The organism is Neobacillus canaveralius (genome assembly GCF_047237705.1).
GTDB lineage: Bacteria > Bacillota > Bacilli > Bacillales > Cytobacillaceae > Neobacillus > Neobacillus niacini_K.
Map to the genome: position 1 here is coordinate 4952555 of NZ_JBDFLL010000001.1, position 26398 is coordinate 4978952.

The following is a 26398-nucleotide window of genomic DNA, read 5'->3' on the forward strand; positions in this document are numbered from 1 at the left end:
TCCATAAAACTCTAAGTTGTTATGAAGGCTTTTAGTTTTCCGTTACCGTTTTGACTTTTTCGTCTACCAGTCCCATAAAGTTCTTTTCAATTTGAGATAACTTACTTCTGCTTTCCTCTAAACTATTACTGTTTACCCCAAAATAAAATTTTACTTTTGGTTCAGTACCTGATGGTCTTAAACATACCCATGAGCCGTCTGTGAAAGTATATTTTAATACATTCGATTTTGGCAAGTCGATTTTCTCATCACCGTTGGATGTTTTGCGAATCCCTGTTAGATAATCTTCTGACATAGAAAGGGTTAAGTTACCAAGCTGCTTAATTGGTTCAGATCGGAAAGAAGCTAAAATGCGCTGAATTTGTTCCGCACCTTCTTTACCCTTTAAAGTTAATGATCTAAGACCTTCTTGATAGTATCCGTACTTTTCAAATACTTGCATTAATCCTTCATAAAGTGACATACCCTGTTTTTTATAAAAAGCGCACACTTCTACTGCTAAAAGGGCTGCTTGAACGGCATCCTTGTCACGTGCAAAATCTCCGATTAAATAGCCATAGCTCTCTTCGTATCCAAATAAGAAAGTATGCTCGCCTGTAAACTCATACTCCTTGATCTTTTCTGCAATAAATTTAAAGCCAGTAAGAACATCAATCGTGTCTAATTTGTAGTCTTGAGCAATTTTTCTGCCTATTTCTGATGTCACAATCGTTTTTAGCACGACTCCATTAGAAGGAAGATTCCCTTTACTTTGCTTTTGTGAAAGGATGTAATCTAATAATAGTGCTCCTGTTTGGTTCCCAGTTAATACAACATACTCTCCTTCAGGGTTAAGAACAGCAATTCCTAAACGGTCTGCATCCGGGTCTGTTCCAATTAACAGATCAGCACCCACTTTTTTACCATCCCTAATGGCTAATTCAAATGCTGCATGTTCCTCTGGATTTGGACTTTTTACCGTTGAAAATTCAGGATCTGGCAGCTCCTGTTCCTGCACTACCGTTACGTTTGCATAGCCTAACGCAGCCAATGCTTGGCGGACTGGTTTATTTGCTGTGCCATGTAGTGGTGTAAACACAATTTTTACATCAGTTTCATTTGAAATTGTAGGATTTTCAGAAATGGTTTTTAATTTTTCAATATAAGCTTGGTCAATTTCTGCTCCAATAGTGTTAATTAACCCGAGGGCTCTAAGATTTTCCTCAGAATCTACCTCTATTAACAATTCATTTTCAATGTCGTTTACCTTTGCAATTACCTCGTCCGCTGCATCTGGAGGCAGCTGGCCTCCATCAGAACCATACACTTTGTAGCCATTGTATTCTGGCGGGTTATGGCTAGCTGTAATCACAATTCCAGAAAAGGCGTTTAGATACCTTAAGGCAAATGATAACTCTGGCGTTGGTCTTAATTCATCAAATACGTAGGTTTTAATACCTTTTGTTGCAAGTGTTCTTGCAGCCTCCATACAAAACTCTGGAGACTTATGTCGTGAATCATAGGCAATTACTACGCCTTTTTGTTTTGCTTCAAGTCCTTGTTCTTCTATGTATGCTGCTAATCCAGCAGAAGCCTTGCGAACTGTATATAGATTCATTCGATTGGTACCTACTCCAATCTCTCCACGCATTCCGCCAGTACCAAACTCAAGATTTTTATAAAAAACTTCCTCAAGTTGTTTTTCATCTTCCTTTATTATCTCAAGCTGTTGTTTTAACTCTTCATTCAAACCAGAGTATTCCATCCATCTGTTTGCATTTTCTTTCCAATCCATGACTAAATCCTCCCTGTTGTATCATTTTCATATTGTTTGAATTTCCATAAAACTTACACCTGTTTTTTATTTTATATTGAATCTCTGTTATTTCCTAGGGTAATTAGCAAATTAAATAAAAAAAATGCCTCCGCTAATGCGAGGCACTTTTCTCTCGATATTAAATGAGTAGTTCATTAGCTGCTTTGGTATAAATACTAAATACACTGTTTTTCATATTTTTTGCTTCAACGAATTGTTCAAACTCAAACGGAAAGAATAGACCAAACTCTTGTAGAGTAGTTACATTTTTATTAAATAACGCTGCATACTGATCATCGAGAGTTGGAGACTCTAGTATTGATATCACTGTTTGCATGCTTGCCATTACTTGAAAGGCATCCTTTAATGTATTAAAGTCATCTGGAGTATGCAATATCTTTAATTGTTCAAACTCACTTATTTCCTTATCCGTAAAATAGAATGGAAAAACAGTTGAATAGATATACCTCACAAGTTCACAAATTTCTTCTTCCTGACCCGGTGTCGAGGCAAAAACAATTTTCACTTGTAACCCACCTTTGCGATAGCGATAATCTATCGTAATATATATACATAAGAATAGCATATATGAGGATGAATTTACGGTGGTAATTATAACCACGTTTTATAATGGAGAAATTTCAAGATTAGAGGAGTAAAAATGCTAAAAACAACGCGTAAAGGCAATTGGATGGAAATAATTACACCAAATAATTGGGCCGGGAAAACTATTGAAGAGATTTTCCGTGAGGAATGGGAAGTGCCTAAAAAGCTTACCCATCAATTAAGGATGGAACATACCGTGTTCGTAAATGGAAATAAGGCCAATTGGACTAAACCATTAGAGAATGGAGATAAGGTCCTAATGAAACTGTTTGAGGAAGTGGTACCTCTAATCACACTGGACTTCTTCTATGATTTACAGGTTCTATACGAGGACGACCATGTGATTGTTATTAATAAACCACCTTTTATGAGTACACACCCAAATGACGAAAGTGATAAAAGCACGCTGTTACATGCTGCACAATTTTATGTACAGTCAAAGGGAGAAAACGTGACGATACGTCAAGTACATCGTCTAGACAAGGATACGACAGGTGCTATCCTGTTTGCAAAACACGCAGTATCCGGTGCTATCTTAGACAGAATGCTTGAAAAACATGAAATAAAGAGAACCTACCTCGCTATCGTCGATGGTCATATAAAAAAGAAGAAAGGGAAGATAAGTGAGCCAATTGGACGTGACAGGCACCACGCAACGAGGAGACGGGTTTCAACCTCTGGACAAGCCGCCGCTACACATTATCAGGTGATTAAAGAAGAAAAAGGTCATTCCTATGTCAAATGCTGGCTTGAAACGGGGAGAACACACCAAATACGTGTTCATTTAAGTCACTTAGGACATCCTTTATTAGGCGATACATTATACGGCGGGAAGCCGCTATTCAGGAGGCAGGCATTACACGCAGCAAAATTGGAATTCAAACACCCCATTACTAGTGAAACCATTATTTGTTATGCTCCATTTATTGATACTCCTCCTATCTTCGAAGGGATTGATATTTATAATATATGAGTCAAATTAAGAGGCCTCCTATATCGGAGGCCTTTCTCATTTTATTAGTCTGCTTTTCTAAAGCCCCTCATAATGAGTGATAATAGGAATACCAAGGCAACAGAACCAATTACTGCAGGGATAATTGCAAAATCGGCAACGTTGGGTCCCCAATCTCCCAATAGTAAAGTACCGAGCCATGCTCCAACAAACCCAGCAATTATATTACCAATAATACCACCTGGAATATCTCTTCCTACGATAAGACCAGCTAACCAGCCAATCACTCCACCGACAATTAATGCCCATATGAAACTCATTCTGAACACTCCTTTTTGTGATTATTCAATTTATAACACGGTTTTATAACAAAACTAGCTGCCGTGTACAATTAAAGTACCCATTTTATTGATTTTCATGCGCAAATAGATACCTAGCATAAGCCAATACATAATACTATTTTGTTCTGGAGATATTAAAAAAATAATGAATACTGGTCCTTAGAACAATTTTCGGAAAATTCTTTTGTTAAGTTTTTGTAAATTAGGTTAACTTTTTATGATTTTTTTGTCTATTTTCGGTAAAATGTTGTCCGTTAGTGTAAAAACTTTTTACAAACTATTTAGGAGGATTCAACAATGGCAAAAAAGGTTGATAAATTTTCAGCACTACTAAGTAATATTTCTTCTAACTTAAAGGAAGGCGCAAATTACTTTGCTGATTATAAATTAAAAAATATAAGTGATTTGAAAATCTTCTCAGAAAAGATGAAAGAAATTGAAACGAAGGGAGATACCTTTGTTCATGAGGTGATCAAACAATTAAATGATGCATTTATCACACCTATTGAACGTGAGGATATTCTTCATCTAGCAAACAGCATGGATGACGTTCTAGACGGCCTAGAAGCGACAGCAGCATTGTTTGAAATGTATTCCATCACCCAAGCAGATGATTTTATGCTCCAGTTTGTTGATGCGTTAAAATCAAGTGTTCATGAAATTGATAAAGCGATGGAATTGTTAGCGAATAAGAAACTTCCTCAAATGAGAGAGCATGCAATCAAAATAAAAGATTATGAATCCAAATGTGATAATATCCTGCGTCAATCCATTAAGAATTTATTTACAGTTGAAAAAGATCCAATCAGAATTATTCAGTACAAGGAAATTTATGAAAATCTTGAGGATATTGCAGACAGCTGTCAATCCGTTGCCAATACATTTGAAACCATCATCATGAAAAATGCATAAGGAGCTAACAAATGGAAATTTTAATAATTTTAGTTGTCATTGGTGCTCTTGCATTTGACTTTATTAACGGGTTCCATGACACAGCTAACTCAATTGCAACCTCTGTTTCTACAAAGGCACTAAGACCGAGGCAGGCCATTCTTCTAGCTGCAATCATGAACTTTGTAGGTGCAATGACATTCACGGGTGTCGCTAAATCCATATCTAAAGATATAGTCGATCCTTTTACACTTGAAAATGGGTCGGTGGTTATTCTTGCGGCATTACTATCAGCCATCTTTTGGAACTTATTAACATGGTATTACGGAATTCCGAGCAGTTCATCACATGCAATCATTGGGTCCATTGCCGGTGCGGCACTTGCATCAGCTGGTTTTGGTGCACTTAACTACACTGGATTCTTAAAAATTATTCAAGCCCTTATTCTTTCACCAATCTTAGCGTTTGCTGTTGGTTATATTGTTTACAGTATTTTTAAAGTGGTGTTTAAGAATGCAAATTTAGCAAAGACCAATCGGAATTTTCGTTATATGCAAATAGCCACTGCAGCCCTACAATCTTATTCACATGGAACGAATGACGCACAAAAGGCAATGGGGATCATCACGATGGCTCTCATTGCAAACGGTTATCTAGGTGCGAATGCAGAAGTTCCATTCTGGGTACAATTTGCGTGTGCAACTGCTATGGGACTTGGTACTTCTGTTGGAGGATGGAAAATCATTAAAACCGTCGGCGGAAAAATCATGAAAATTCGTCCTATTAACGGAGTTGCTGCGGATTTGACCGGCGCAGCAGTAATATTCGGAGCTACTTGGTTTCATGTTCCAGTTAGTACCACCCACGTTATTTCTTCCGGTATCTTAGGGGTTGGTGCCTCACACCGATTAAAAGGAGTTAAGTGGGATACGGCTAAAAGAATGCTAATCACTTGGGTTATTACGCTTCCGATTTCAGCAGGTATAGCAGCAATTTGTTATTTCATCTTAAATCTTTTCTTTTAAAATAAAAAAAGAGCAATACAATTCATTCACGACGAATTGTATTGCTCTTTTTTTATTTTCAACACTTCTAAATGAAATTAATATTCATATTTTTATGTAGGGACAAGTTTGTTTGGGGTGATTTTCATTGAAACAAAAAATTATTGCGATGCTGATTGGCAGCTTACTATTAAGTCTCGGAGTAAATGGGTTTCTCGTTCCTTATCATCTGCTAGATGGCGGGGTGATTGGTTTAGGGCTAATCTTTCATTATTTTTACGGATGGCCTACTGGCCTTACTATGATTGTACTAAGTCTTCCTCTCTATATCTTGGCATGGTTTTTTGAAAGGCAATACTTCTACTACAGTCTCCACGGCCTCATTATCTCTTCTTTTTGCATAGATTTACTTTCATTTATCAATGGAAAAATCCAGATTGGAATTTTTCCTAGTACCATTATTGGAGGTATTCTGGTAGGAGTCGGTATTGGTTTAATGCTCCGTTATGATACAAGCACAGGTGGAACTGATTTACTAGCCCAGATTATTACTAAATTTACTTCTGTTAATATTGGGATTATTATATTTCTGATTGATGGCCTTGTCATTACTAGCGGGATTCAAGTCGTAGGTTTAGAAAAATTCCTTTATTCGCTAGTAACCATTATTTTTGTAGGTTTAATGACTTCTCTGACAGTAATTAGAAAACCTGAACCAAATTAATGCACGAAAGAAAAGAACCTACGCAAATGTCGTAGGCTCTTTGTTTAAATGTTAATGTAATGACTTTGCCTTTCTTGTACAGCTTTCCATCGCAGCGATTACGGAACCGCGAAATTGTCTCTTTTCCAGTTCAGCTACGGCTTCTATCGTCGCCCCTCCTGGGGTACAAACATTATCTTTTAGTTCTCCTGGGTGTCTGTCTGTTTCTAGAACCATTTTAGCTGCTCCAAGGACTGCCTGCGCGGCAAGCCGATATGCTTTATCTCTAGGAATTCCCTGTTTAACTCCTCCATCAGCCATCGCTTCTATCATCATATAGACATAAGCTGGAGAAGAACCACTTATCGCCGGGACAGTATCCATTAATCTTTCATCCAGCCTCTCTGTTTTTCCAAACGTATGGAAGAGACGTTCCACCTCCATTACCTCTTCCTCGCTTAGCCTCTCATTCGAACAAATAGCAGTCATCCCTTCACCGACCAATGAAGGAGTGTTTGGCATTGTCCTAACACCCTTAACATTAAAACCAAATTCCTTTTCAATATCATTCAATGTAATTCCAGCTGCTATGGTAATAATTATAGAGTCAGGTTGCATGTCATTCCTTATCTCCTGAATGACGTTTGAATGCTGGTCAGGTTTTACAGCAAGGATTAAAATATCTGCAAATCTTGCTACTTCCTGATTATTTTGGGTCGTTCGTATTTGGTAGTTTGATTCGATTTTTTCAAGGGTGCCTTCTGTTTTAGCGCTGGCGATAATATTTTCTTTTGGAATCATCTTTGATTTTAGGATTCCTTCTATCATCGCTTGAGCCATTTTTCCTGCACCGATAAAGCCGATTTTTTTATTCAAACAACTGCACCTTCTTTTAATTTTCTAGCTTTGTTTTTCCATATGCATCCTTAATCATATCATATGATTTTTTTAGCCTTTCATAAAATAAAGGCTGTTCCCACTCATTCCATGAATATAGAAATACATCTTTTTGCTGGAGTACGCTATTTGCTTGTCTTGGAATCGTTTGAACAATTTTACCCTGTTCCGTTGCAGCTGCTGCAACCCGAATCCCTTCAATCGTTTCACTTTTTGATAAACCAGCCTTCCAGATATCCCCTATCACTTCTTTTAAACTAGGATCCTTAACATTTACAAGCTGCCATGGGATTCTGATTTCGATGATTTTTTTATTATTGCTTATACTTACATCTGTCAGTGAGTTAAACTGTTCATGTTCGGGGTTACCATTTCCAAACTTTAATACACCTGTTTCATATCCCTCAAACGGAACTACAGTCTTTGTTGTCGGGATTGTCAACTCTTTAGTAAGTGCTAACCGAATTGGATGAAATACTCCACTATTTTTTTGACTTACATAAGATTCTCTTTTTACCATATTAAGCATATGTGCATATTGATAGTAGTAGGTATCATAATAACTGTCTACCATGATACGAGAATTTTCTTCTCCTGAAAGATTAATTAAGAAGTCTACACCTAAATCCGTTTGCAGCAGAGTATCTTTTGATAAGGGTATATTGTTCTGTCCCTGTTCACCAAGGGAATCTAGGAGTAAATAGAGAGATTGATTTGCAAAGTTGACGGGCTTTGCTAAGGATAGAAGAAAGTACAGATATCCACTATCAGAGGAAATTCTAACCTCATTTATGACTTCATTCTCTTCTTCCGACTCATAAATTTTTTTACTATTGGTTTCTATCCAATCAATACGGTTTCCGTCTACTAAAATCGCTGAATCCTTATCTCCTGGTTCAAAAGACAGCAGACCAAAATGCTGTTCGTTTGTTTGCTGATTATTCCAGTAGGGTCTCCGGTCCGGATTATCAAAATCCATCGTATTCCAAGTGCGTTTAAACCACTCATCCTGCCATGAGAAAATGACCCCTCCTGCATACCCCTCCGAAACAATAGATTTAAATAATTTTTGATTAATTTCCCCTTGTTCTTTTTCTGAATGAAAACCCTGATCCATTCCAAAGGCATTTTTGTGTGTTAATCCCCTTGAAGATGGAACCCCAAATTCGGCAACTAGTACAGGCATATTATGTGAACCGATCAATTCATTTAAATATCCTGCGTAATTATTCTTTTCACCTGATGAATCCATATACTTTAGATATTTTTCCTCGTAATTTAAAAAATCAGGATAGTAAGGATAAATATGATAGGAAGCAAATAATCCGGCATAAAATTGATCAGAGTCTAGAATATGGTTTGGATTGATTGAAACTAAATCTTCATTTTCTAGTGGCTCTGATGGATGTTCTAACAGGTCGGTGGTTACCCAGTTAGTAAAACTCATCGTATGCTGCCAATTGTATTGTGTTGTTTCATAGGCAGCTGCATATTCCATCAATTGAGCTAACCAAATTTCAAATGGACTGGCATCTGTTGTTTTAAAATATTTACCATTAAATGCTTCCATATCTTTATGCTTAAGATTGGTGTTATTAACCATATATGGGTCCCACTCTGTGCCCACGATAATCCCAAGCACATATTTTGATATATCATATTTATAAACACCTGAAGCGTGTCCAGGCCGTTCAGGCAGCTCCGCCTGCCCATGAATGATATCAATTAAATATTTAATTTCCGTTTGAGCATCCTCGACATTTTCGGCAGCGAATGCATCTTGATTTTGAAGCAGCTTTTCTTCATTTACCCAAGAACCATGAAATAGAAACAACGGTTTTTCTGCAGCCAGATTATATTCATAGAAAGCTTCGTAAAACTGTGGAGGATGCAGGGTATATATTCTGATGGCATTCGCGTTCATTTCACCAATTTTTTTAAACCAGCGAGAATATTCTTCCTTCGTAATCGCTGTTTCTCCTGGAAAATATCCAGGCTTTCCGATTCCCATATTGACTCCTTTTATCAAGAAATCGTTCCATTCACCATTCTGTTGAATTTGTATAAAGGAATCTCCTGTAGTGCTGTTGGTCTTAATCTTGTTAACCTCAACTACTTCTACTTGCTCTTGTTTGATTGTCTTGTTTACACCGCTATCTAATAAAACCTTCATCATAGGAACATAAACTTCCCAGTAAAAGGAATCTTGTGTTCCAAAACGCTGCTTCCAAAGGTCTAGTCCTTTTGTTTGATAAATGGCTGGAACCTCTGCTTCATCGGCATAATCCCCTGCGAAATAATAGGAATTATATCTCGCATTTTGATGATGAATGATTGCAGGAAAATTTGAGGGTATTCCCAAGCCTAGCAACTCTTCCTTCTTCTTTGCTGTAATAGGCAGATGATATTCTGCTAGTACTTCATCTTTGTTTCCAGCAGTATTAATATCAAACCAATATTGATATTCGCCTTGTAGTTCCCGATTAAAAAAGTTCTCTCCCTGTTTTGTGAGATTAAATAAGGCGCCGCTTTGCGTTACATCCTTTTGATCTACCACTACAATTTCATTATTTTTGCTTACAAAAACAAAGCCTTCTTCCTCATAACTCCATTTTCCGCCATTTGCTTCGTATTGTTCTCTTACCCATACTGGTACTTCCTTGTCGTTTAGGTCAGGAAAATACCTGCCAATCCAGCCAGTCCACTCTAGATTTAAGAGATTTGCTATTTTATCACGAACGTCAGCAGGAGTCGGACTGGCAAATGTATTAAATTCTGCAATCAATGTTTTCCCTTTAGAGGAGAGCAAAGCTTGTTCAATTCGATCTACATCCGATGATTCTAAGCCTCCGTAAATGATGGAAGATCTCTCGCCGGTCTCGTTTTCACCAATAAAGTCTTCTTCGTACACTCCATATTGATCCGTTAAATAATAAACATCATAATTTTTTAAATCATTTGGTAAAGATGTGATGGAATATTGTTGTCCATCTTTTGGAATAAATCCTTTATAATCCTCATTTATTTCATACGGCTTTTGATCTTCCTTTACATATTTAGCATTATTTAATATCCAAACGAGTCCTTTGTGTTCCCTATATGATTGATCAGGAACGGTTTTATCATAGATAAGTACATTTAATTCTTTTGAAGGCTGTAAAAGCCAGGACCAAAAAGGACTTAATAGGATTAAGAGAAATATTATTGCATAAACAATTAAGGAGGTTTGTCTTGTCATTTTGAAACACCTTTTCTTTTCATTTCTCCCCAGCTTGTATCCCCAACTAGCATTTGCCAGACCCCTTCACACCTCCAAAATACCGTCATAGGACGATACCAGATGGTTTCAGTTAATGAGTATAGAAAGAGCTTTACAATATCCGTAACTTTTGGGTATTTCGTTAAACTCCACTCTTCTAATAACACTGCTGCCATTGAAAAGAGTGACCCATACAGGCATGATAGGAGAAATAAAATAATTGCAAATTCAATGTAAACACCGCCTAAAAACAGACAGAGTACCATAAAAATGTATCCAAGAAACTCTATAATCGGTCCCAAAAACTCAACAACCCAAAAATAGGGGAATGAAATAATCCCAATCGAACCATATTTAGGGTTAAAGGTTAGCCCGCGATGTGTCCATAAGCTTTCAAAAAGGCCACGATGCCAGCGCCGTCTTTGTCTTCTTAAGATGGTCATATCCTCAGGGACTTCAGTCCAACAAACTGGGTCGGGAACATAGACAATCTTTTTGTTTACCTTCTTTTCTTTTAACAAACGGTGAATCCTGACAACTAACTCCATGTCCTCGCCTACGGTATCTGTTTTATACCCGCCAGCCTCAATGGTCCAATGCTTGGAAAAAACACCAAAAGCACCAGAAATAATTAATAGCAGATTATGTCTGCTGAATCCTATCCTCCCCATGAGGAATGCACGAAGATATTCGATAATTTGCATGATGACTAAAGGATTATTAGAGAGACCTATTTTCAAGATATGTCCATTCTTTATTTCACAGCCGTTTGCAATTCGCACACTCCCGCCAGAGGCAATTACCTCTTCATTTGAATCAATAATGGGCTTCATTACCTTAAGAAAGGCATCTGGCTCCAATACAGAATCACCATCTAGCGAGCAAAAATAGGGATAATGGGAAAAATTAAGGCCAACATTCAAAGCATCTGCTTTCCCGCCATTCTCCTTATCAACTAAAAAAAGATTAGAAAGGATAGTGGATTGATAGATAGTCTTAATCGGTTTTGTATTAATTTGTTTACGAACTACTTTACTTATTTCTTTCATCTCGTATTGATCAATCATTTTTTCCAATGTCTGATCTGTCGACCCATCATTGACAACGATGATCTCAAAGGTGGGATAATTTACACTCAATAGTGAACGGACACTTTGAATAATTCCTGCTTCCTCATTATAGGCAGGTACAATGATCGAGACTGGTCTTGTGTAAAATTCATCCATATAATCCTCATATGCCTGTATTCGGTCTAATTGATATTCTTTTCGGAGCTGTAACATCGAGATCATTAAAATAACAGAATAGAAAACAATAACAATCACCATGTATACAGCAATAAACCAAGCGAAAACAGATACAATATCCAGCCATTGCACATTTAGCATGTTCTATACTCCTTTATGCAGCCAATCCCAAGCCATATCTCTAGCAAAAGTATCCTTGGATGTTTCTAAAACGGATTGCAAAATTACCTTCCCATTTGGGAACTGACTAATTGATTGGCCAGCCTGCTGACGCACCCACCAAATCTGATCATGCAGCAGCTCAACTAATCTCGGAATTCCTTTTTCTTCTTTAATCGAACCTATCAGTTTTGTGGCTACCATCCTCTCTTGCCAGCTAGAAGAGTATAGCAATTGGAAGTACGGCTCTATATTACTTACATAGCCTATTTCTGCTAGAGCCTTCAAAGCCCTCAACCTTATTTCACCTTTATAGGACATAAAAATATTTTCGGTAAAAAACCGGTATTCTAATGCTTTTTTCAATGAGATAACATCCAGAATGGCATATTGCAGCGGGGGAGTGCTTTTGTGAAAGCTTAAAACGAACTGATCAAATAGATCATGATTCAATCTCATTAAAATACTTCGATACTCATACTCAGATAAATCATGATAGTGAAGTACTTCCTTTAAACCATTATATTGAAATGTTGCAAGGATTCTCAGAACATGGATAAATTCTTGATGTGTAAGGTTCTTCTTTTTACTCAAAATAACTACATCGTCTATTAGTTTTATCATATGAAAGTCCTCGATATGATAAAGTGCATTCATACGATGGCTCCATTTTTTACTTTTGAGACGTTTCCGATAGTATCCCTGTAAGCAATGTGACGCCAGATCCGATAATCTATTTTTTTCTTCCTCACCTTCTAGAATTTTCACATACCTGCTCAGCAGCTCTTCCATTGCCTTTTGTTTTACTGCTGTTTCGCAGCCTATTCCCCTGTAACGTTTCCCTTCAGCTATTATGGAAAAAATTTGTGTGCTAATTTTATTTTTATAGCTTTCAATTTCTCTTCTTTTTTTGATCTCTTTTGCCTTCCGAATTGTTAAATAAAGCAATAATAAAAATAATAAGCACATAAGTGATAAAGTTAAAATAGAAAGAAACAAAATATCCTGATTGATCATTGCTTCATCCTTTGAATGATTTGTTGTACTCTTGTCTGGAGCTCCTTAATACTAAATGGTTTCGTCACATAATCATCAGCACCTAATTTTAGTGCCTTGTTAATTTCAATTGGACTTTTTCTGCCTGAAAGCATTAAGACATAAACCTGTTTGCTCAAGTCACTTTTCACTTTTTGCAAAATCTCGATACCATCCATAACTGGCATAATACCATCAAGAATCAAAAAATGTTCTCCTTCATCATCTAAGCGTTTAGATTCAAAAAACTGCATACCATCTTCATAAGCTTTTATATCTATTTCAAACTGATCAATATTCATCATCTTAAGAATTCTCACGAGCATCGTTTGAATCATCGCATCATTATCGATAATCGAAATAAACAGTTTCTTTTCGTTTTGCTTCCTACTAGTTTCCACTCTCTTCTTCCTCTTTCTTCCTTGTCCAAAATTATAAATTCTGCTTTTTATTCTTTTAAATTATGCCCTCTTCCATAAAAAGCATGAAAAGATATATATATAGATTCTAATCTTTATTTACCTTAGCCACAATAATATTAAATCAGAAAATGACGAAGATTGAAGAATTTTGTCGATTATCATGTTATTAATAAATAAAAGGGTGTGTTAAAGAATACTGTTGTTTTAAGAACTCGTTAATTGGAGCGGAAGGCGCTCGACTCCTGCGAGATGCACGAGCTGAGTGAGACCCCGCAGGTCGGGACGACCGAGGAGGCTCACGGGCGAGCCCGCGGAAAGCGTAGCGCCTGGAGCGCAAATCAACAGACTAATTTAACACAGCCAAATAAAAAAAGCAGGATTCTCATCCCGCCTCTAATTATTATTTAACATCCTTTGGAGCCATCTATATTTATTGGAAAAGTTTAACCATCCAACTAGCAAGAACGCCTCCAAAATATACACCAAAGACGCCAACGACTGCGGAAAATACAGGAGGAGCAGGTAATGGCAGCCTCATAAATTTAAATATTATTCCAACAATTAATCCAGCAATTAAAGCTAATACTACTTCTTTCATTTTCTATCCCTCAAATCGTTGGTTAATAATTGCTTTGAGAAATTTCACCTTTACTAATAGACACTCCGGAACTCGCCCCGATACGAGTAGCCCCAGCTTCGATCATGGCTAGTGCATCCTCACGGCTGCGAACGCCTCCAGAAGCTTTTACACCTATCTCAGGTCCAACTGTTTCTCGCATTAAACGGATATCTTCAACTGTAGCCCCGCCTGTAGAGAACCCAGTGGAGGTTTTTACAAAATCTGCTCCGGCCTTAACAGAAAGTTCACATGCTCTTACTTTTTCTTCATTCGTTAAAAGACATGTCTCAATAATAACCTTTGTTAGTGCTTTACCTTTCGCAGCCTCAACAACAGCTTTAATGTCTCTTTCGACTAAATCATCTTGTTTATCCTTAAGTGCGCCGATGTTGATCACCATATCGATTTCATCTGCGCCATTTTCAATCGCATTTCTTGTTTCAAATGCTTTCGTTTCAGGTGTAGATGCTCCTAAAGGAAAACCAATTACGGTACATACTTTTACTTCTGGGGTATCTTTAAGCATATCTGCTGATATTTTTACCCAAGTTGGATTAACACATACGGAAGCGAAAGAATAATTCTTTGCTTCTTCAACTAATTTCACGATTTCATCCTTGGTCGCATTTGCTTTTAATAATGTATGATCAATCATTCGAGTAACATTTTGAGTCATATTGTACATCCTCCTTATTTTATCAAGCTATATATTCTTTGTTTATATTTACAATGACACTATATCAAACAAATTGAACATTTGTAAATACACAAATGAACAAATGTAAAAAAAAAAAAACAATTAAAAACTAAGAGTTTTTATCAAGTAAAAATTTTGCTGTGAATTGATCGGTTATTAAAACATTGGCATAATGTCCCTTTAATGCCCCATAAATCCCCTCAATTTTATTTGGACCGCCCGCAACAAGAATGGAATATTCTTTTTTTCGTAAGTCCTCCAGTTTTACCCCTAATGTTCTTTCATTTAGACTTTCATCACATACTTCACCCTTGCTATCAAAGAAACGTGAACAAATATCCCCTACTGCTTTTTCATTTAATGCTTTTTGGTCACTCTCAGTAAAATACCCCATTTGGAATAATAACGAATCCGTCTTGATTGAACCGATGGTAAACAGCGCGATATTCGCCTTCTTACCCAATTCAAGAATTTTTTTTATATGGCGGTCTGCCTCCATTGCTTGCTTTACAACAATATGGTCAACAATTGCCGGCAACGGAAGATTGAGAGGAGATGTGTTGTAGGCTTTGCCAAAAAGATACAAAATTTCTGAAGCGTAATTATTGGTTTCTGCGTGACTGACACCGCCTTTTAACTGGACAACCTTGACATCCTTGACAAATTTCTGCCTTAGCTCCACCGCAATGTGGTATAGCGTCGTCCCCCACGTGACTCCAATAATGTCCTGATCTTTTACAATCTCATCAAGATATAATGCAGCTTTTTCACCAAGATAATTTTTGATAATATGGTTTTCGAATTGTGGAATAGGCGCAACGATAGCTCTTTTTAAATTGAACTTTTTTTCTAACTGAGCAGTTAAACTTTCAACATCTTCAGTTGGGTCCATGATATTTATTTGGACGATTCCCTTTTCTTTTGCCTGCTGTAATAAACGGGACACTGTGGGGCGTGAAACACCTAATATCTTAGCAATATCGTTTTGATTATGATCCAACAAATAATATAATTTTGCTGCTTCGATCACTTTACTTAGTTTCTCATGGTCCACTGCTCATCACCCTCAATCCTGACTTTTTTTATTATTATAGCAAGACATGCTGTTAAATTCATAAACTTTTTTACATTTGTAAAATATATGGTGAACATTATTTTACACTTAATCCTCTACTATCTTTGTATTTTCGTTATAAATTGAGGGAATGATTCTTATCATATTTAATCTATCCAATTCATTTGCCACGAAATAGTCTTCCGCTACTTTTGATGAGTTCTGCTACCCTAGGTAAGGGAATTATTTCCAAAATGGAGGTCTTTAAATGGAGAAACTTGGAGGCATCATATACCGTTATCGCAAATGGGTACTCGCCCTTTGGATACTGATAATCGGAATCTCAGGGGTTTTCGCCTTAAAATTACCCTCTGTATTAAGTGGAAATGGCTTTGAATATAAAGGCGAATATAATGAAACAAGAAAACTGCTTGAAAAAGACTTTGGGCAGGCAAAATCTTCGATTATTCTTGTTTTCCAAAGAGAAAGCAGTGTGAATGACAATGATTGGAATCAATACATCAAAACCACTTTTAAGGATCTAAAAAAATTCGATTGTGCTAAAAGTATCACCACTCCATATGATCGAGATGGAATGATAAAAGGAGATTATGCTTATGGTCTTTTATCTTTTGATAAAAGTGCAGAAGGATTAAGTGATGAAATACACCAATTGAACAAGATTCTAAAGAATAAAAAGGGATTAAAGGTTACGATGACAGGTGAACCTATCATTGTTCAAGACCTTAATATCGCCAGCCAAGAGGATTTAGCCAAGGCTGAAATGATTGGATTGCCGATTGCATTGATTGTATTGGTCCTTGCCTTTGGAGGGTTTATCGCTGCCTCCATTCCAATTGTCATCGGAGTTGTATCGATTTTAACCACGATGGGGGTCGTTTTCTTTTTTAGTTATGGTACAGATTTGACAATCTTTATTTTGAATATCGTCCCGATGATTGGTCTCGCTTTAAGTATTGACTTTGCCCTACTATTAATTAACCGGTACAAAGAGGAATTACATACCAAATCCATTGAAGAAGCCATTAAGATTAGCGTCGCAACCGCTGGACGTTCTATTATCTTTTCTGGTCTTTGTGTTTTTATTGGCTTATCGGCATTATGGTTTATTCAAATTGATATTTTTCAAAATGTTGCACTTGGCGGTATGGCAGTGGTTTTTATTTCTGCCTTCTGTGCCTTAACCTTTCTCCCGGCATTACTAGCTGTTCTTGGATCTAAAATCAACAAATTCAGTGTCCTTCGGCTAGCCGATAATAAATCGAGCATTTGGCATAGATTTGCAAAGTTTGTAATGAAGCGCCCTGTTCTTATGGCTGCGGCAGCACTGGCGATACTCCTAGCCGGTCTAATACCTGTGGCACAGATGACGATGACGATCCCTGGCACCGAATCACTCCCGGAAAAATACCCTTCAAGGGTAGCATTTGAAGCCTTCGAGGAGAATTTTATTCCGAAAGATAAACGGAATGAAAAGAAAGTATCTGTGGTGCTTGAAACAAAAGGAAATGTTTTAGAAACAAGTAACCTTGAGAAAGTAAACAGCATACTTGATGAGCTTTCGAAGGATAAACTGGTGGATGCGGTAGATTCTCCTTTCTCTGCGACTGGCATTCAGAATGAAGAAATGTTATCTCAATTGCTTCAGTTTGGACAAAAAGAACAGACTGCGCCCATACTTGATTATTTTATTAGAGACAATAAAATGCTGATTGAAGTTTATTTAAATTCAGATGATCATTCCGCGGAAGCTAGAGAGTGGGTTCGAGATTGGTCTAGCAGGGAATTGGAACTGTCGGCACATTTTGGAGGAGCGATAAAGTTTGAGCAGGAAATCTTTGATGAGATATTTAAAAAGGCACCTTACGGATTATTATTAATTGTTGTCTCAACCTTTATCATTCTTATGGGCGCTTTTCGCTCAATCTTAATTCCACTAAAGGCGATTTTAATGAATATCTTAAGTCTAAGCTGTACGTTCGGAATTGTCGTCTGGATTTTTCAACAGGGGCATTTAGGTGTCGAGCCTGCAGATATTGCACTAATTTTACCTGTATTTGTTTTCACCCTCGTATTTGGTCTTTCAATGGATTACGAAGTGTTTTTGATTTCGAGAATTCAGGAGTTTTATTTAAAAACAGGAGATAATACGGAAGCGACGATATCTGGCTTGACGTACACTAGTAAAATTATTACATCCGCAGCCGCCATCATGATCGTTGTTACAGGAGCTTTTGCCTTTACAGGTGTCATGCCGATCAAGCAGTTAGGTGTCGGAATTGCCATTGCGATTCTTATTGACGCCACTATTGTCAGGATGGTCTTAGTTCCGGCTTTGATGAAGTTGTTCGGTGATTGGAACTGGTGGTTCTTTGGATATAAAAATAAAGGGTTAACAAAACACAAAAAGAAGCCAGCCTAATTTTCAGGCTGGTTTTTCCAATCTTATATATTTTTAGCGTATTGTTCGGTAGGTACTTTACTTAATGTAACATATAAGCTTACAGGCTCATTACCTGTATTATGAAAGGCCAGTTCTTCTTCACTGCCTACATGTACTAAATCTGCTTCAGATACGACAGTTTCTTGGCCATCGATAATGAATGTACCACTTCCGGTTACGACATAGAGATATACTTCTGTTCCGGGGTGCTTATGCACGGGAAGCTGCTGTCCAGGTAAGAAGTTCAAAACAAATGCTGTCGTTTCACCTTTTTTATATATGATTCTTTTTGTGAATCGCTCTTCGCTGAATTCTTGGTAGGCTTTAACTGAATTTTTTTCCATCCTATTTTCCTCCTAGTGATGTCTTACCTATATCTTAACTGAAAATCATTTTCAATTAAGTGAAGCGTATCACTGTTTATTATTTCTAATGTTTTATGAAAAACCCGTATAATTATTTGAAAGTGAAGTTATTTATGTTAAAACAAAAAAGACGTTAACCCTTAAGGGTTAACGCGTCTATTTGTTATGTAATTTTTTAATGCCTTCGGTACAAACTAGGCTTCCAAAAAATCCAACTAAAATGCTTGATGAAACTATTTTTAATGCATAAAAAATACCGGTTCCAGTAATACAATCTAGTATTAAAAATTTTTTAATGGTTGATCCTTTTATAGTGTAGAAAACAACTTGATTATGTTTTTTCATATTCACTTATCACACCCATATTATTTTTCCTAATAATATGATTAATTAAGTTTGTCTTATTCCTCGAGTTCAATGAACTTCTTTATGACATATAGGAAATGATAACTTTTTGAGGAACTTCTATCTCATCTTCATTTTTTGTTTTTAGTCGGCCGCATGATGGCATTTCAAATGAGAAGTCCTCCACCTTTGAAGGAATAATTCCTTCTTGCTTTAATTGTGAAAACACTAGCTGCATTCCATCTTCTGTCGAGAGTGTTTTGTTCGATCCCTCTACTTGAAAGCACTCGACACAGGTTTCAATAATATTTTCAGAAATCTGTTCCTCTGCAAACACTAATTTTGCTCCGGCAATCTTCTCTACTTCCATATTTTCAAGTTCAATGATTGTTGTAATATTCATCTATCAAAACCTCCACCTTTTGTCTCTTTTATTATAAGTAATCTCCCTTAATAAATTTTTTGAAACCCCTTTATTTCACTTTTTATTCATATGTTTTTGACAAATTTCTGTCACTTTTGAGAATTTCCCACCAATGTATCAACAGCTTCAAATTGTCAAATAATAACACATAATTAGAAGTTTAGAGGAGGCTGGTATTTATGAATTTTAAAAAGTTATTCCTTATACTCTTCATTAGCACAATCATCTGGTCTCAATTGCCATCTAGTAGGTTTGCTGAAGACAGCATGACGGTGAACAAAAATGGAATAATTGATTTGCGAATACTTGAGACGACTGACCTCCATGCGGCTTTAATGAATTATGATTATTATCAAACTAAAATCGACAATACTATCGGGCTTGTAAAAACAGCAAGTCTTATACATCAGGCTAGAAGCGAAGCAGTCAATTCCTTATTGTTTGATAACGGTGACCATTTAAAAGGGAATCCACTAGGTGAGTACTTAGTGAGAATTCGAGGGATTCAAAAAGGAAAAGTACATCCTGTTTACCGTGCATTTAATTATTTAAAATATGATGCGATAACAATTGGAAATCATGAATTTAATTATGGTCTAAAGTTTTTAAACAGTGTTCTTAAGGGAGTGAAAATGCCTGTTGTTAATGCTAATGTTTATAGTGTAAAAACGAATAAACCATACTTCAAACCTTATGTTATTTTAAAAAGACGTGTTGTTGACAAGCAAGGTATTGGGCATGATTTAAAGATTGGTGTTATTGGATTTATGCCTCCGCAAATTATGAGATGGGACAAGGCAAATTTAGAGGGAAAAGTGCTGGCACGACCAATTGTTGAAAGTGCAAAGGAATTTGTACCTATCATGAAGTCTGAGGGTGCTGATATTATAATTGCACTCGCACATACGGGAATAGATAGTGAACCCTATCACCCAGAAACGGAAAACGCTGTCTATTACCTTAGTGAAATTCCAGAAATTGATGCGATCTTAGCTGGGCACTCTCATAGCGTATTTCCTGGTCCCACTTTTAAAGATATACCTATGGCAAACATCGTTGAAGGTAAAATTAAAAGAAAACCGGTGGTGATGGCAGGGGCCTTCGGCAGCCGACTTGGGATTATTGATCTTCAGCTTGAGGTTAAAGATGGGAAATGGAAAGTGGTAAAAAGTATATCGTTTACAAGATCGATTGCAGATGAAAACGGGAATCCTCTTGTAAAACCTGATAAAAGGCTATTTAAGCTAATTAAACGTGAGCATCAGGAGACAGTTGATTTCTTAAAAAAACTTGGTATATAGCAGTTTTTACAGGTGGAATTAAGCCTGTAGCCCGTTATAGTGACCGAAACCTCTGTAATTTTGGGATTTCGGTCACTATAGAGCTTCTATAGTGACCGTACCTTCTACAATTTTGGGGTTTCGGTCATTATAGAGGCCTTATAGTGACCTTAGCTCCTACTCTTTATAAATTTCGGTCATTATAGAGCTCATATAGTGACAATGTTTGCTATTCGGTAAATTTTTTAAAAATTAAAGTGGCATTATGACCGCCAAAACCTAATGAGTTGGATAAAACCACTTGAACATCCTTTATCTTTGCGACGTTCGGGACATAATCTAAATCCAGTTGTTCATCAGGTGTTTGATAATTAATCGTTGGCGGGATAATACCATCCTTAATAGCAAAAAGAGAAAAAATCGCCTCTATTGCCCCGGTTGCTCCCAACAAGTGACCGGTCATTGATTTCGTAGAACTGACAGATAATTTATAGGCATGTTCTTTGAAAACATCTTTAATGGCTAACGTTTCATACAAATCGTTATAATAGGTCGACGTGCCATGCGCATTGATATAGTCGACTTGTTCAGGGGTAATACCAGCATCGGCTAAGGCTAATTTCATTGCTCTTCCTGCCCCTTCTCCTTCTGGTGCTGGAGTCGTAATATGATGGGCATCACCTGTAGCTCCGTACCCTGCTAATTCTCCATAAATGGAAGCACCTCGAGCTAATGCGTGTTCTAATTCTTCTAAAACCACGATACCTGCGCCTTCCCCAATGACAAATCCATCACGATTCTTATCAAATGGTCTGCTTGCTGTGGTCGGGTCGGGATTTTTTGACAGTGCGGTCATATTTGAAAATCCCGCGACCGTCATACCCGTTATGGTTGCTTCCGTTCCGCCAGCAATCATCACATCCACATCCCCCTTTTGGATCACGCGGAATGCATCTCCAATGGAATTGGCACCGGAAGCACATGCTGTAACAGAGCAATTGTTGATTCCTTTTGCACCAAGTGAAATGCTCACTTGTCCTGCCGCCATATCGGGAATAAACATTGGTATCGTAAACGGGTTAACCCTTCTTTGCCCTTTTTCAATAAACTTCCGATGTTGTTCCTCGAATTCCGCCAAGCCGCCAATTCCTGACCCAATCCAGACACCGACCCGTTCTGGTTGTATTCCCTCTCCAATTTTGATCCCTGCATCCTTAACAGCCATTTGACTTGCTGCAATAGCAAACTGGCTATAGCGCCCCATCCTTCTGGATTCTTTTTTATCCATAAACTCTTCCGGCGCAAAACCTTTAACTTCGGCTGCAATTTTGACGTCAACCTTTTCTACATCAAAAAGGGTTGCAGGGCCAATACCGGAAACACCACTCTTAATTTGTTCCCATGATGTATGAGCATCATTTCCCAAAGGAGTGACTGCTCCAACACCTGTAATCACTACTCTTCTATTCATATTAATGCTCACTCCCAAATAGATTTTTGGATGATTCTACACTCTTTCTATAGTTTAACGAATTTAGAGTGACCGGACAAATACATAAATTAATTTAATTTATTAATATCCTAGTATTTAAAGAAAAGTTTATAATAGATTTCGTATAAAGACAAAAAAAATAAGGGATTTGGTATGTATGATTGGATTAGTAGTTATTTTAATTTTGGTTTTATTTTTGCCTTTTTCGGTCAAAAAGGTGGAACACAATTTAGAAATCTTTTTATTTGTAATGGGGATTGCCGCAGCTTTGATTAGCGGGATGATGAATAGCCATCTAATCAAAAAAGCCCTGATTGATCCCATTACCATTACTTTAGCTGTCTTGATTGCAGGATTAATCTGTAAATGGGGGCAGGCTCAATTGGAGAAATCTATCCTGTGGATGAATAAAATTCTATCTCCCAGGATTTTCTTCGGATTAACTGTCATTATTTTAGGACTAGCCTCCAGCATCATTACGGCGATCATCGCAGCGATTGTGCTAGTTATTATCATTAACGTCCTTCCGCTTGACCGTAAATCTGAAATTCGCTTTACTGTTTTGGCATGTTTTTCAATTGGGCTAGGTGCCGCCCTCACTCCCATTGGTGAGCCCTTAGCAACCATAACTATTAGTAAGGTAAATGAAGACTTTTTCTATTTACTTAACTTAATTGGTCCAGAAGTGATCTCAGCAGTTGTGATCTTTGGGATATTGACAATGATTTTAGTTAACCCCCGAGAAAGTACTGACGGATTAACGGCTGACCAAAAAGTAGAAAGCTATAAAGATATACTCATTCGATCCGCGAAAATTTACTTATTTGTTATGGGACTAACCTTTCTTGGACATGGGTTTGAGCCACTAATTAATGAGTATATTCTTGGTCTTCACCCAATGCTATTATATTGGATTAATATGATCTCAGCTATTTTAGATAACGCTACTCTCGCAGCAGCTGAAATTAGTCCAGCAATGGACCAAGCAACCATCCAGGCTGTTTTAATGGGTCTTATTATTAGTGGTGGTATGCTAATTCCTGGAAATATCCCTAATATTATTGCAGCAGGAAAATTAAACATTACAAGTAGAGAATGGGCAAGTTTTGGGGTCCCAGTTGGTCTTATATCCATGGCAGTTTTTTTCGTTGTTTTGTTTGTTTTTTAATAAGTATACTTACTTTTAAAGAAGTAAAGAAAGAATCGATTCCACTTGACGTGGTTGCGATTCTTTCTTATTTTACCAGCATATTCATTCGTAAAATGGCTTTTTCCCTCATTAATGGCGTATACAAGGAATAGCAGTTCCTGCCCTTTTCTTTAGAATGGTACATGGCTAAATCTGCATTTTTAATTAATTCTTCCATATCTTCACCATGATTAGGGTGTAAACTGATGCCGATACTTGGAGAAATCGTAAACTTTTGTCCATAAATAGCAAATGGTTCTTTCATCACTTTTACTATCTCTTTACTTACTTCGAATGGCTCATCCTCGGAAATAACTTCAGGCATAAGGATTATAAACTCATCCCCGCCAAACCTAGCTAAAACATTATCAGTATGAATGACTCCTCTTAACCTGTTAGCAACAGCTTGTAATAACTGGTCCCCCGCTTCATGACCCAGACTATCATTAATCACTTTGAAATGGTCTAAGTCTAGCAGGAGAACGCCCTTCATCATATGTTTTTCATCTGGACTAAAAAGACAATTTTTTAGACATGTTTTTATAAACCAGCGATTAGGCAACCCTGTTAAAGCATCATGGTAAGCCATATGCGAAATCTTTTCCTCCGCATTTTTTAAATCGGTGATATCCAATCCGAAGCCGAGTAAATAGTCTTGATTAGATTCTTCAAGATGGATAATAGTTTTTCCTGTAAGCATATGGACTTTTTCACCTTGAAATTCTGTGGCTACCTCGTTGGTTTGAATGATACGCTTTTCCCATACTTCTAAGTCTATTTCACGCTGTCTTACAGCTATCGTTTTAGGAAAAAAGTCAAATACTGTTTTCCCTACAAGTTTTTCCATTCCTACACCATGTGCATTACAAGCCTGTTGATTTGCAAATATTGTTCGACCTTCAGGATCCTCTAGGAAAATATTTATTGGCAGCGCATCGAGAATCTTCGAATGCAGGGATTTATTCATGCGAAGGCTTTTTATTAGCTTTTCTTCTCTCTCCTCTAAGTCTTTTACTCTTCTTCGTAACTTCTCTACTTCATTCTCATCTGTATTTTGGGAATTTATATTCATGAATAATTCCGCCTTTTAAGTTTTTAAATCTTCTAATAGTTTTAATTTAATCATATTGCAATCGAGCTTAATTTTCCTATTGATTTCTAACAATTTAATGAAAAAATAGCTGGTTACAAACGAATATGAATCTTCACCTAATGTTCAAGAATTTCACCTATTTTACAAAATTGGGCAACGTTATTTTTTTTATAATAGTAGTAATGAGTTTATTAAAAGGATTGGATGTGTTTACGTGAGAAAATTATTATATATTACAGCGAATCCTAAAGGATTAGAAAAATCAAAAGGTCTTAAAATCGGTGAAGCATTTATCAATACCATTAAAGAAGAATCGCCTGAAACGGAAATAAAAACAATCGACTTATTCTCATTAGATATTGCTCATATGGATGCTGAATTAGTGTCTGCCAGAGGCAAATTAGCGGGATATGGTTATACAATAGATCAATTAACCGACGGTGAGCGAGAGAAAATTCTAAAAATGCATGCCCTAGCGGATGAATTTCTTTCATATGACTACTATGTTTTCGTTTCTCCAATTTGGAATTTAAGCTCACCAGCGGTGTTAAAAGCATACTTAGATAACCTGTTTATTGCTGGTAAAACATTCGCACACACAGCGAATGGTCCGAAAGGTCTTTTAACTGGTAAGAAAGCCATTCATATCAATACCCGTGGTGGTCTTTATACAGGAACACCAATGAAGGATTTAGAATGCGGCGATCGTTATTTAAGAATTGCTCTTAACTTCCTTGGCATTGAAGTAATGGACTCTATCATAGCAGAGGCATTAGACCTTTATCCTCAAAGAATCCCTGAAATTGTTGAAAAGGCGAAAGAAGAAGCCAATATTGCAGCAAAAGAAATGATAAATTCGCCGGTTTTACTTTCCTAGCATGAAGAAAAGCTTCCTTAAAAAAAGGAAGCTTTTTCTCTAAGCAAAACGATAATAAATCAGAAGGAAGGTTGCCAAAGTAAAGACAAAATTCAAAAATACAAATACCATTTGAGAAATTTTTGTTCTGTGAATGTTAATTGGCGGATCATAAAACGATACTCCCTCAATGATAAAGATAATTAAGACGATATGAATCATTAGGTGACCGATAATTTCTGTTACACCAAACAGCATGGTCGTTGAAATAAAAATCAGTGTCAGCACGAAAGCTAAAAGGCGGTTAAGGATACCTACGATCAGCAAGTAACCAACGACAAATTCGATAAATGCTGCAAGTACTATAAATGTAGCCGGAGGAAAACCAAAAGTTGGAACACCGTGCTGATGAATAATATCCATACTCATGGCAGGATAGACCCATTTCTCAACTGCCACCCAGCATAGTGACAATCCTGTCCCTAAGTATAGAAAAGGAAATCCCCAATCTTCTAGTTTCGTTTTTCCCACTAATAATACACCAACAATTGCTAGATAAAAGCCATAGTCAAGCATATGAAATAAACCAGACTGGGTTAATTGGTAAATAAACAAGCCCAGTAAGATAAGGGCACCAGCTTTTGTCGCATAATGCATAGGGATCAATAACAGGATAATGGTTAGCCACAATAATATTCGTATCATTTGGTTAGTGATAGCAAATTCGGGTGCAAAAATGGTACCTGCCAAAACCTGAATAATTAAGGCGATCGCCGTACCATATTTTAAAATGTATCTAGAAGATTTACGGTAATTATCCAATACCCTGTCAATTTTCTGGGTGATTGCGATTTTATCAAGCACTGGCAATAGCTGCGTCAATACAGCCAGCAACGTGGCAACTAATATCGTAATTGTCATAAACATCGGCGATAAAATGTGTTCGACTTCTTCTTTTTCTGGTGTAACTTCTGTAAACCACTTTACATGTGCTTCTACAAAAAAAGGTGCACAAATGATAACAAAAACAAACAAAATGAAGATCTTATATTTACTTTTCATTAGAACCTCCCAAAAAGCGTACTCATCTATATAGTTTTCGGAGGACACCACAAATATTCTATACTAAGAAATATATACATTCGTTCATTCACAGAAGGATATTTTTCTTCTATAATAAGTTGATGGATGAAAATTATTAGGAGAACA

General features: G+C 36.9%; 24 protein-coding genes. 8 read left to right on the forward strand and 16 right to left on the reverse strand.

Annotated features, from left to right (window positions below):
- Positions 1 to 31: 31 nt before the first annotated feature.
- Positions 32 to 1774 (reverse strand): phospho-sugar mutase, encoded by a 1743-nt coding sequence (locus tag ABC255_RS24260; protein ID WP_412997513.1) that lies wholly within the window; start codon positions 1772 to 1774, stop codon positions 32 to 34.
- Positions 1775 to 1934: 160 nt separating this feature from the next.
- Positions 1935 to 2321: a YhcU family protein gene (locus ABC255_RS24265; RefSeq protein ID WP_412997515.1), complete on the reverse strand. Its 387-nt coding sequence runs from the start codon at positions 2319 to 2321 to the stop codon at positions 1935 to 1937.
- Positions 2322 to 2456: 135 nt separating this feature from the next.
- Between ABC255_RS24265 and ABC255_RS24270 the strand changes: the two genes are divergently transcribed.
- Complete coding sequence (locus tag ABC255_RS24270; protein WP_412997517.1) at positions 2457 to 3374, forward strand: RluA family pseudouridine synthase; 918 nt, start codon at positions 2457 to 2459, stop codon at positions 3372 to 3374.
- Between the two features lie 44 nt (positions 3375 to 3418).
- On the opposite strand, the gene ABC255_RS24275 is transcribed toward ABC255_RS24270, so the two are convergent.
- Positions 3419 to 3673 carry a GlsB/YeaQ/YmgE family stress response membrane protein gene (locus ABC255_RS24275; protein WP_335532661.1) on the reverse strand — a complete coding sequence of 85 codons (255 nt, stop codon included), beginning with the start codon at positions 3671 to 3673 and terminating at the stop codon, positions 3419 to 3421.
- A 318-nt stretch (positions 3674 to 3991) separates the two neighbouring features.
- Here ABC255_RS24275 and ABC255_RS24280 point away from each other — a divergent pair, with 318 nt between their 5' ends.
- The 3 genes from ABC255_RS24280 (at position 3992) to ABC255_RS24290 (ending at position 6313) form a co-directional block, all read left to right on the forward strand.
- Positions 3992 to 4606: a DUF47 domain-containing protein gene (locus tag ABC255_RS24280; protein WP_412997519.1), complete on the forward strand. Its 615-nt coding sequence runs from the start codon at positions 3992 to 3994 to the stop codon at positions 4604 to 4606.
- A gap of 11 nt (positions 4607 to 4617) precedes the next feature.
- Positions 4618 to 5610, forward strand: a complete 993-nt coding sequence (locus tag ABC255_RS24285) for an inorganic phosphate transporter (protein ID WP_412997521.1) — start codon at positions 4618 to 4620, stop codon at positions 5608 to 5610.
- 148 nt (positions 5611 to 5758) lie between these two features.
- Positions 5759 to 6313 (forward strand): YitT family protein, encoded by a 555-nt coding sequence (locus tag ABC255_RS24290; protein ID WP_412998624.1) that lies wholly within the window; start codon positions 5759 to 5761, stop codon positions 6311 to 6313.
- 51 nt (positions 6314 to 6364) lie between these two features.
- Here the strand turns inward: ABC255_RS24290 and proC are convergent, their stop codons facing one another.
- The 8 genes from proC to deoR form a co-directional block, all read right to left on the reverse strand.
- Positions 6365 to 7168, reverse strand: a complete 804-nt coding sequence (proC, locus tag ABC255_RS24295) for a pyrroline-5-carboxylate reductase (protein ID WP_412997523.1) — start codon at positions 7166 to 7168, stop codon at positions 6365 to 6367.
- 16 nt (positions 7169 to 7184) lie between these two features.
- Positions 7185 to 10427 (reverse strand): hypothetical protein, encoded by a 3243-nt coding sequence (locus ABC255_RS24300; protein WP_412997525.1) that lies wholly within the window; start codon positions 10425 to 10427, stop codon positions 7185 to 7187.
- Positions 10424 to 11836: a glycosyltransferase family 2 protein gene (locus tag ABC255_RS24305; RefSeq protein WP_412997527.1), complete on the reverse strand. Its 1413-nt coding sequence runs from the start codon at positions 11834 to 11836 to the stop codon at positions 10424 to 10426. Before ABC255_RS24305 ends, ABC255_RS24300 begins: the two co-directional genes overlap by 4 nt.
- 3 nt (positions 11837 to 11839) lie before the next feature.
- The gene (locus tag ABC255_RS24310; protein WP_412997528.1) at positions 11840 to 12871 is read right to left on the reverse strand and encodes a HEAT repeat domain-containing protein; all 1032 of its coding nucleotides are present in this window, start codon (positions 12869 to 12871) and stop codon (positions 11840 to 11842) included.
- Positions 12868 to 13290: a response regulator transcription factor gene (locus tag ABC255_RS24315; RefSeq protein ID WP_412997530.1), complete on the reverse strand. Its 423-nt coding sequence runs from the start codon at positions 13288 to 13290 to the stop codon at positions 12868 to 12870. The genes ABC255_RS24310 and ABC255_RS24315 overlap by 4 nt, the downstream gene beginning before the upstream one ends.
- A 451-nt stretch (positions 13291 to 13741) precedes the next feature.
- Positions 13742 to 13909, reverse strand: a complete 168-nt coding sequence (locus tag ABC255_RS24320) for a XapX domain-containing protein (RefSeq protein ID WP_412997532.1) — start codon at positions 13907 to 13909, stop codon at positions 13742 to 13744.
- A 22-nt stretch (positions 13910 to 13931) separates the two neighbouring features.
- Positions 13932 to 14606: a deoxyribose-phosphate aldolase gene (gene deoC / locus ABC255_RS24325; RefSeq protein ID WP_412997534.1), complete on the reverse strand. Its 675-nt coding sequence runs from the start codon at positions 14604 to 14606 to the stop codon at positions 13932 to 13934.
- Between the two features lie 130 nt (positions 14607 to 14736).
- Positions 14737 to 15681, reverse strand: coding sequence for a DNA-binding transcriptional repressor DeoR (gene deoR / locus ABC255_RS24330; RefSeq protein WP_412997535.1), 945 nt, complete (start codon positions 15679 to 15681; stop codon positions 14737 to 14739).
- 268 nt (positions 15682 to 15949) lie between these two features.
- Here deoR and ABC255_RS24335 point away from each other — a divergent pair, with 268 nt between their 5' ends.
- Entirely contained in the window at positions 15950 to 18124 is a 2175-nt protein-coding gene (locus ABC255_RS24335) for an MMPL family transporter (RefSeq protein ID WP_412997536.1), read from the forward strand.
- A 23-nt stretch (positions 18125 to 18147) separates the two neighbouring features.
- Here ABC255_RS24335 and ABC255_RS24340 read toward each other — a convergent pair whose 3' ends face one another.
- Both ABC255_RS24340 and ABC255_RS24345 read right to left on the reverse strand, forming a co-directional pair.
- Entirely contained in the window at positions 18148 to 18489 is a 342-nt protein-coding gene (locus ABC255_RS24340) for a cupin domain-containing protein (protein ID WP_412997538.1), read from the reverse strand.
- Positions 18490 to 18937: 448 nt separating this feature from the next.
- Positions 18938 to 19258: a hypothetical protein gene (locus tag ABC255_RS24345; RefSeq protein ID WP_412997539.1), complete on the reverse strand. Its 321-nt coding sequence runs from the start codon at positions 19256 to 19258 to the stop codon at positions 18938 to 18940.
- A 200-nt stretch (positions 19259 to 19458) separates the two neighbouring features.
- On the opposite strand from ABC255_RS24345, the gene ABC255_RS24350 reads away from it, so the two are divergent.
- On the forward strand, positions 19459 to 20580 hold the full coding sequence (locus ABC255_RS24350) for a metallophosphoesterase (protein ID WP_412997541.1): 1122 nt from the start codon (positions 19459 to 19461) through the stop codon (positions 20578 to 20580).
- A gap of 208 nt (positions 20581 to 20788) precedes the next feature.
- On the opposite strand, the gene fabF is transcribed toward ABC255_RS24350, so the two are convergent.
- On the reverse strand, positions 20789 to 22030 hold the full coding sequence (fabF, locus tag ABC255_RS24355; protein WP_412997542.1) for a beta-ketoacyl-ACP synthase II: 1242 nt from the start codon (positions 22028 to 22030) through the stop codon (positions 20789 to 20791).
- A 178-nt stretch (positions 22031 to 22208) separates the two neighbouring features.
- Here fabF and ABC255_RS24360 point away from each other — a divergent pair, with 178 nt between their 5' ends.
- On the forward strand, positions 22209 to 23219 hold the full coding sequence (locus ABC255_RS24360) for a DUF1646 family protein (protein ID WP_412997544.1): 1011 nt from the start codon (positions 22209 to 22211) through the stop codon (positions 23217 to 23219).
- A gap of 67 nt (positions 23220 to 23286) precedes the next feature.
- On the opposite strand, the gene ABC255_RS24365 is transcribed toward ABC255_RS24360, so the two are convergent.
- Positions 23287 to 24312 (reverse strand): diguanylate cyclase domain-containing protein, encoded by a 1026-nt coding sequence (locus ABC255_RS24365; protein ID WP_412997546.1) that lies wholly within the window; start codon positions 24310 to 24312, stop codon positions 23287 to 23289.
- 235 nt (positions 24313 to 24547) lie between these two features.
- Between ABC255_RS24365 and ABC255_RS24370 the strand changes: the two genes are divergently transcribed.
- On the forward strand, positions 24548 to 25210 hold the full coding sequence (locus tag ABC255_RS24370) for an FMN-dependent NADH-azoreductase (RefSeq protein ID WP_412997548.1): 663 nt from the start codon (positions 24548 to 24550) through the stop codon (positions 25208 to 25210).
- Between the two features lie 39 nt (positions 25211 to 25249).
- On the opposite strand, the gene ABC255_RS24375 is transcribed toward ABC255_RS24370, so the two are convergent.
- On the reverse strand, positions 25250 to 26251 hold the full coding sequence (locus ABC255_RS24375; RefSeq protein ID WP_412997550.1) for a DoxX family membrane protein: 1002 nt from the start codon (positions 26249 to 26251) through the stop codon (positions 25250 to 25252).
- Positions 26252 to 26398: the final 147 nt, after the last annotated feature.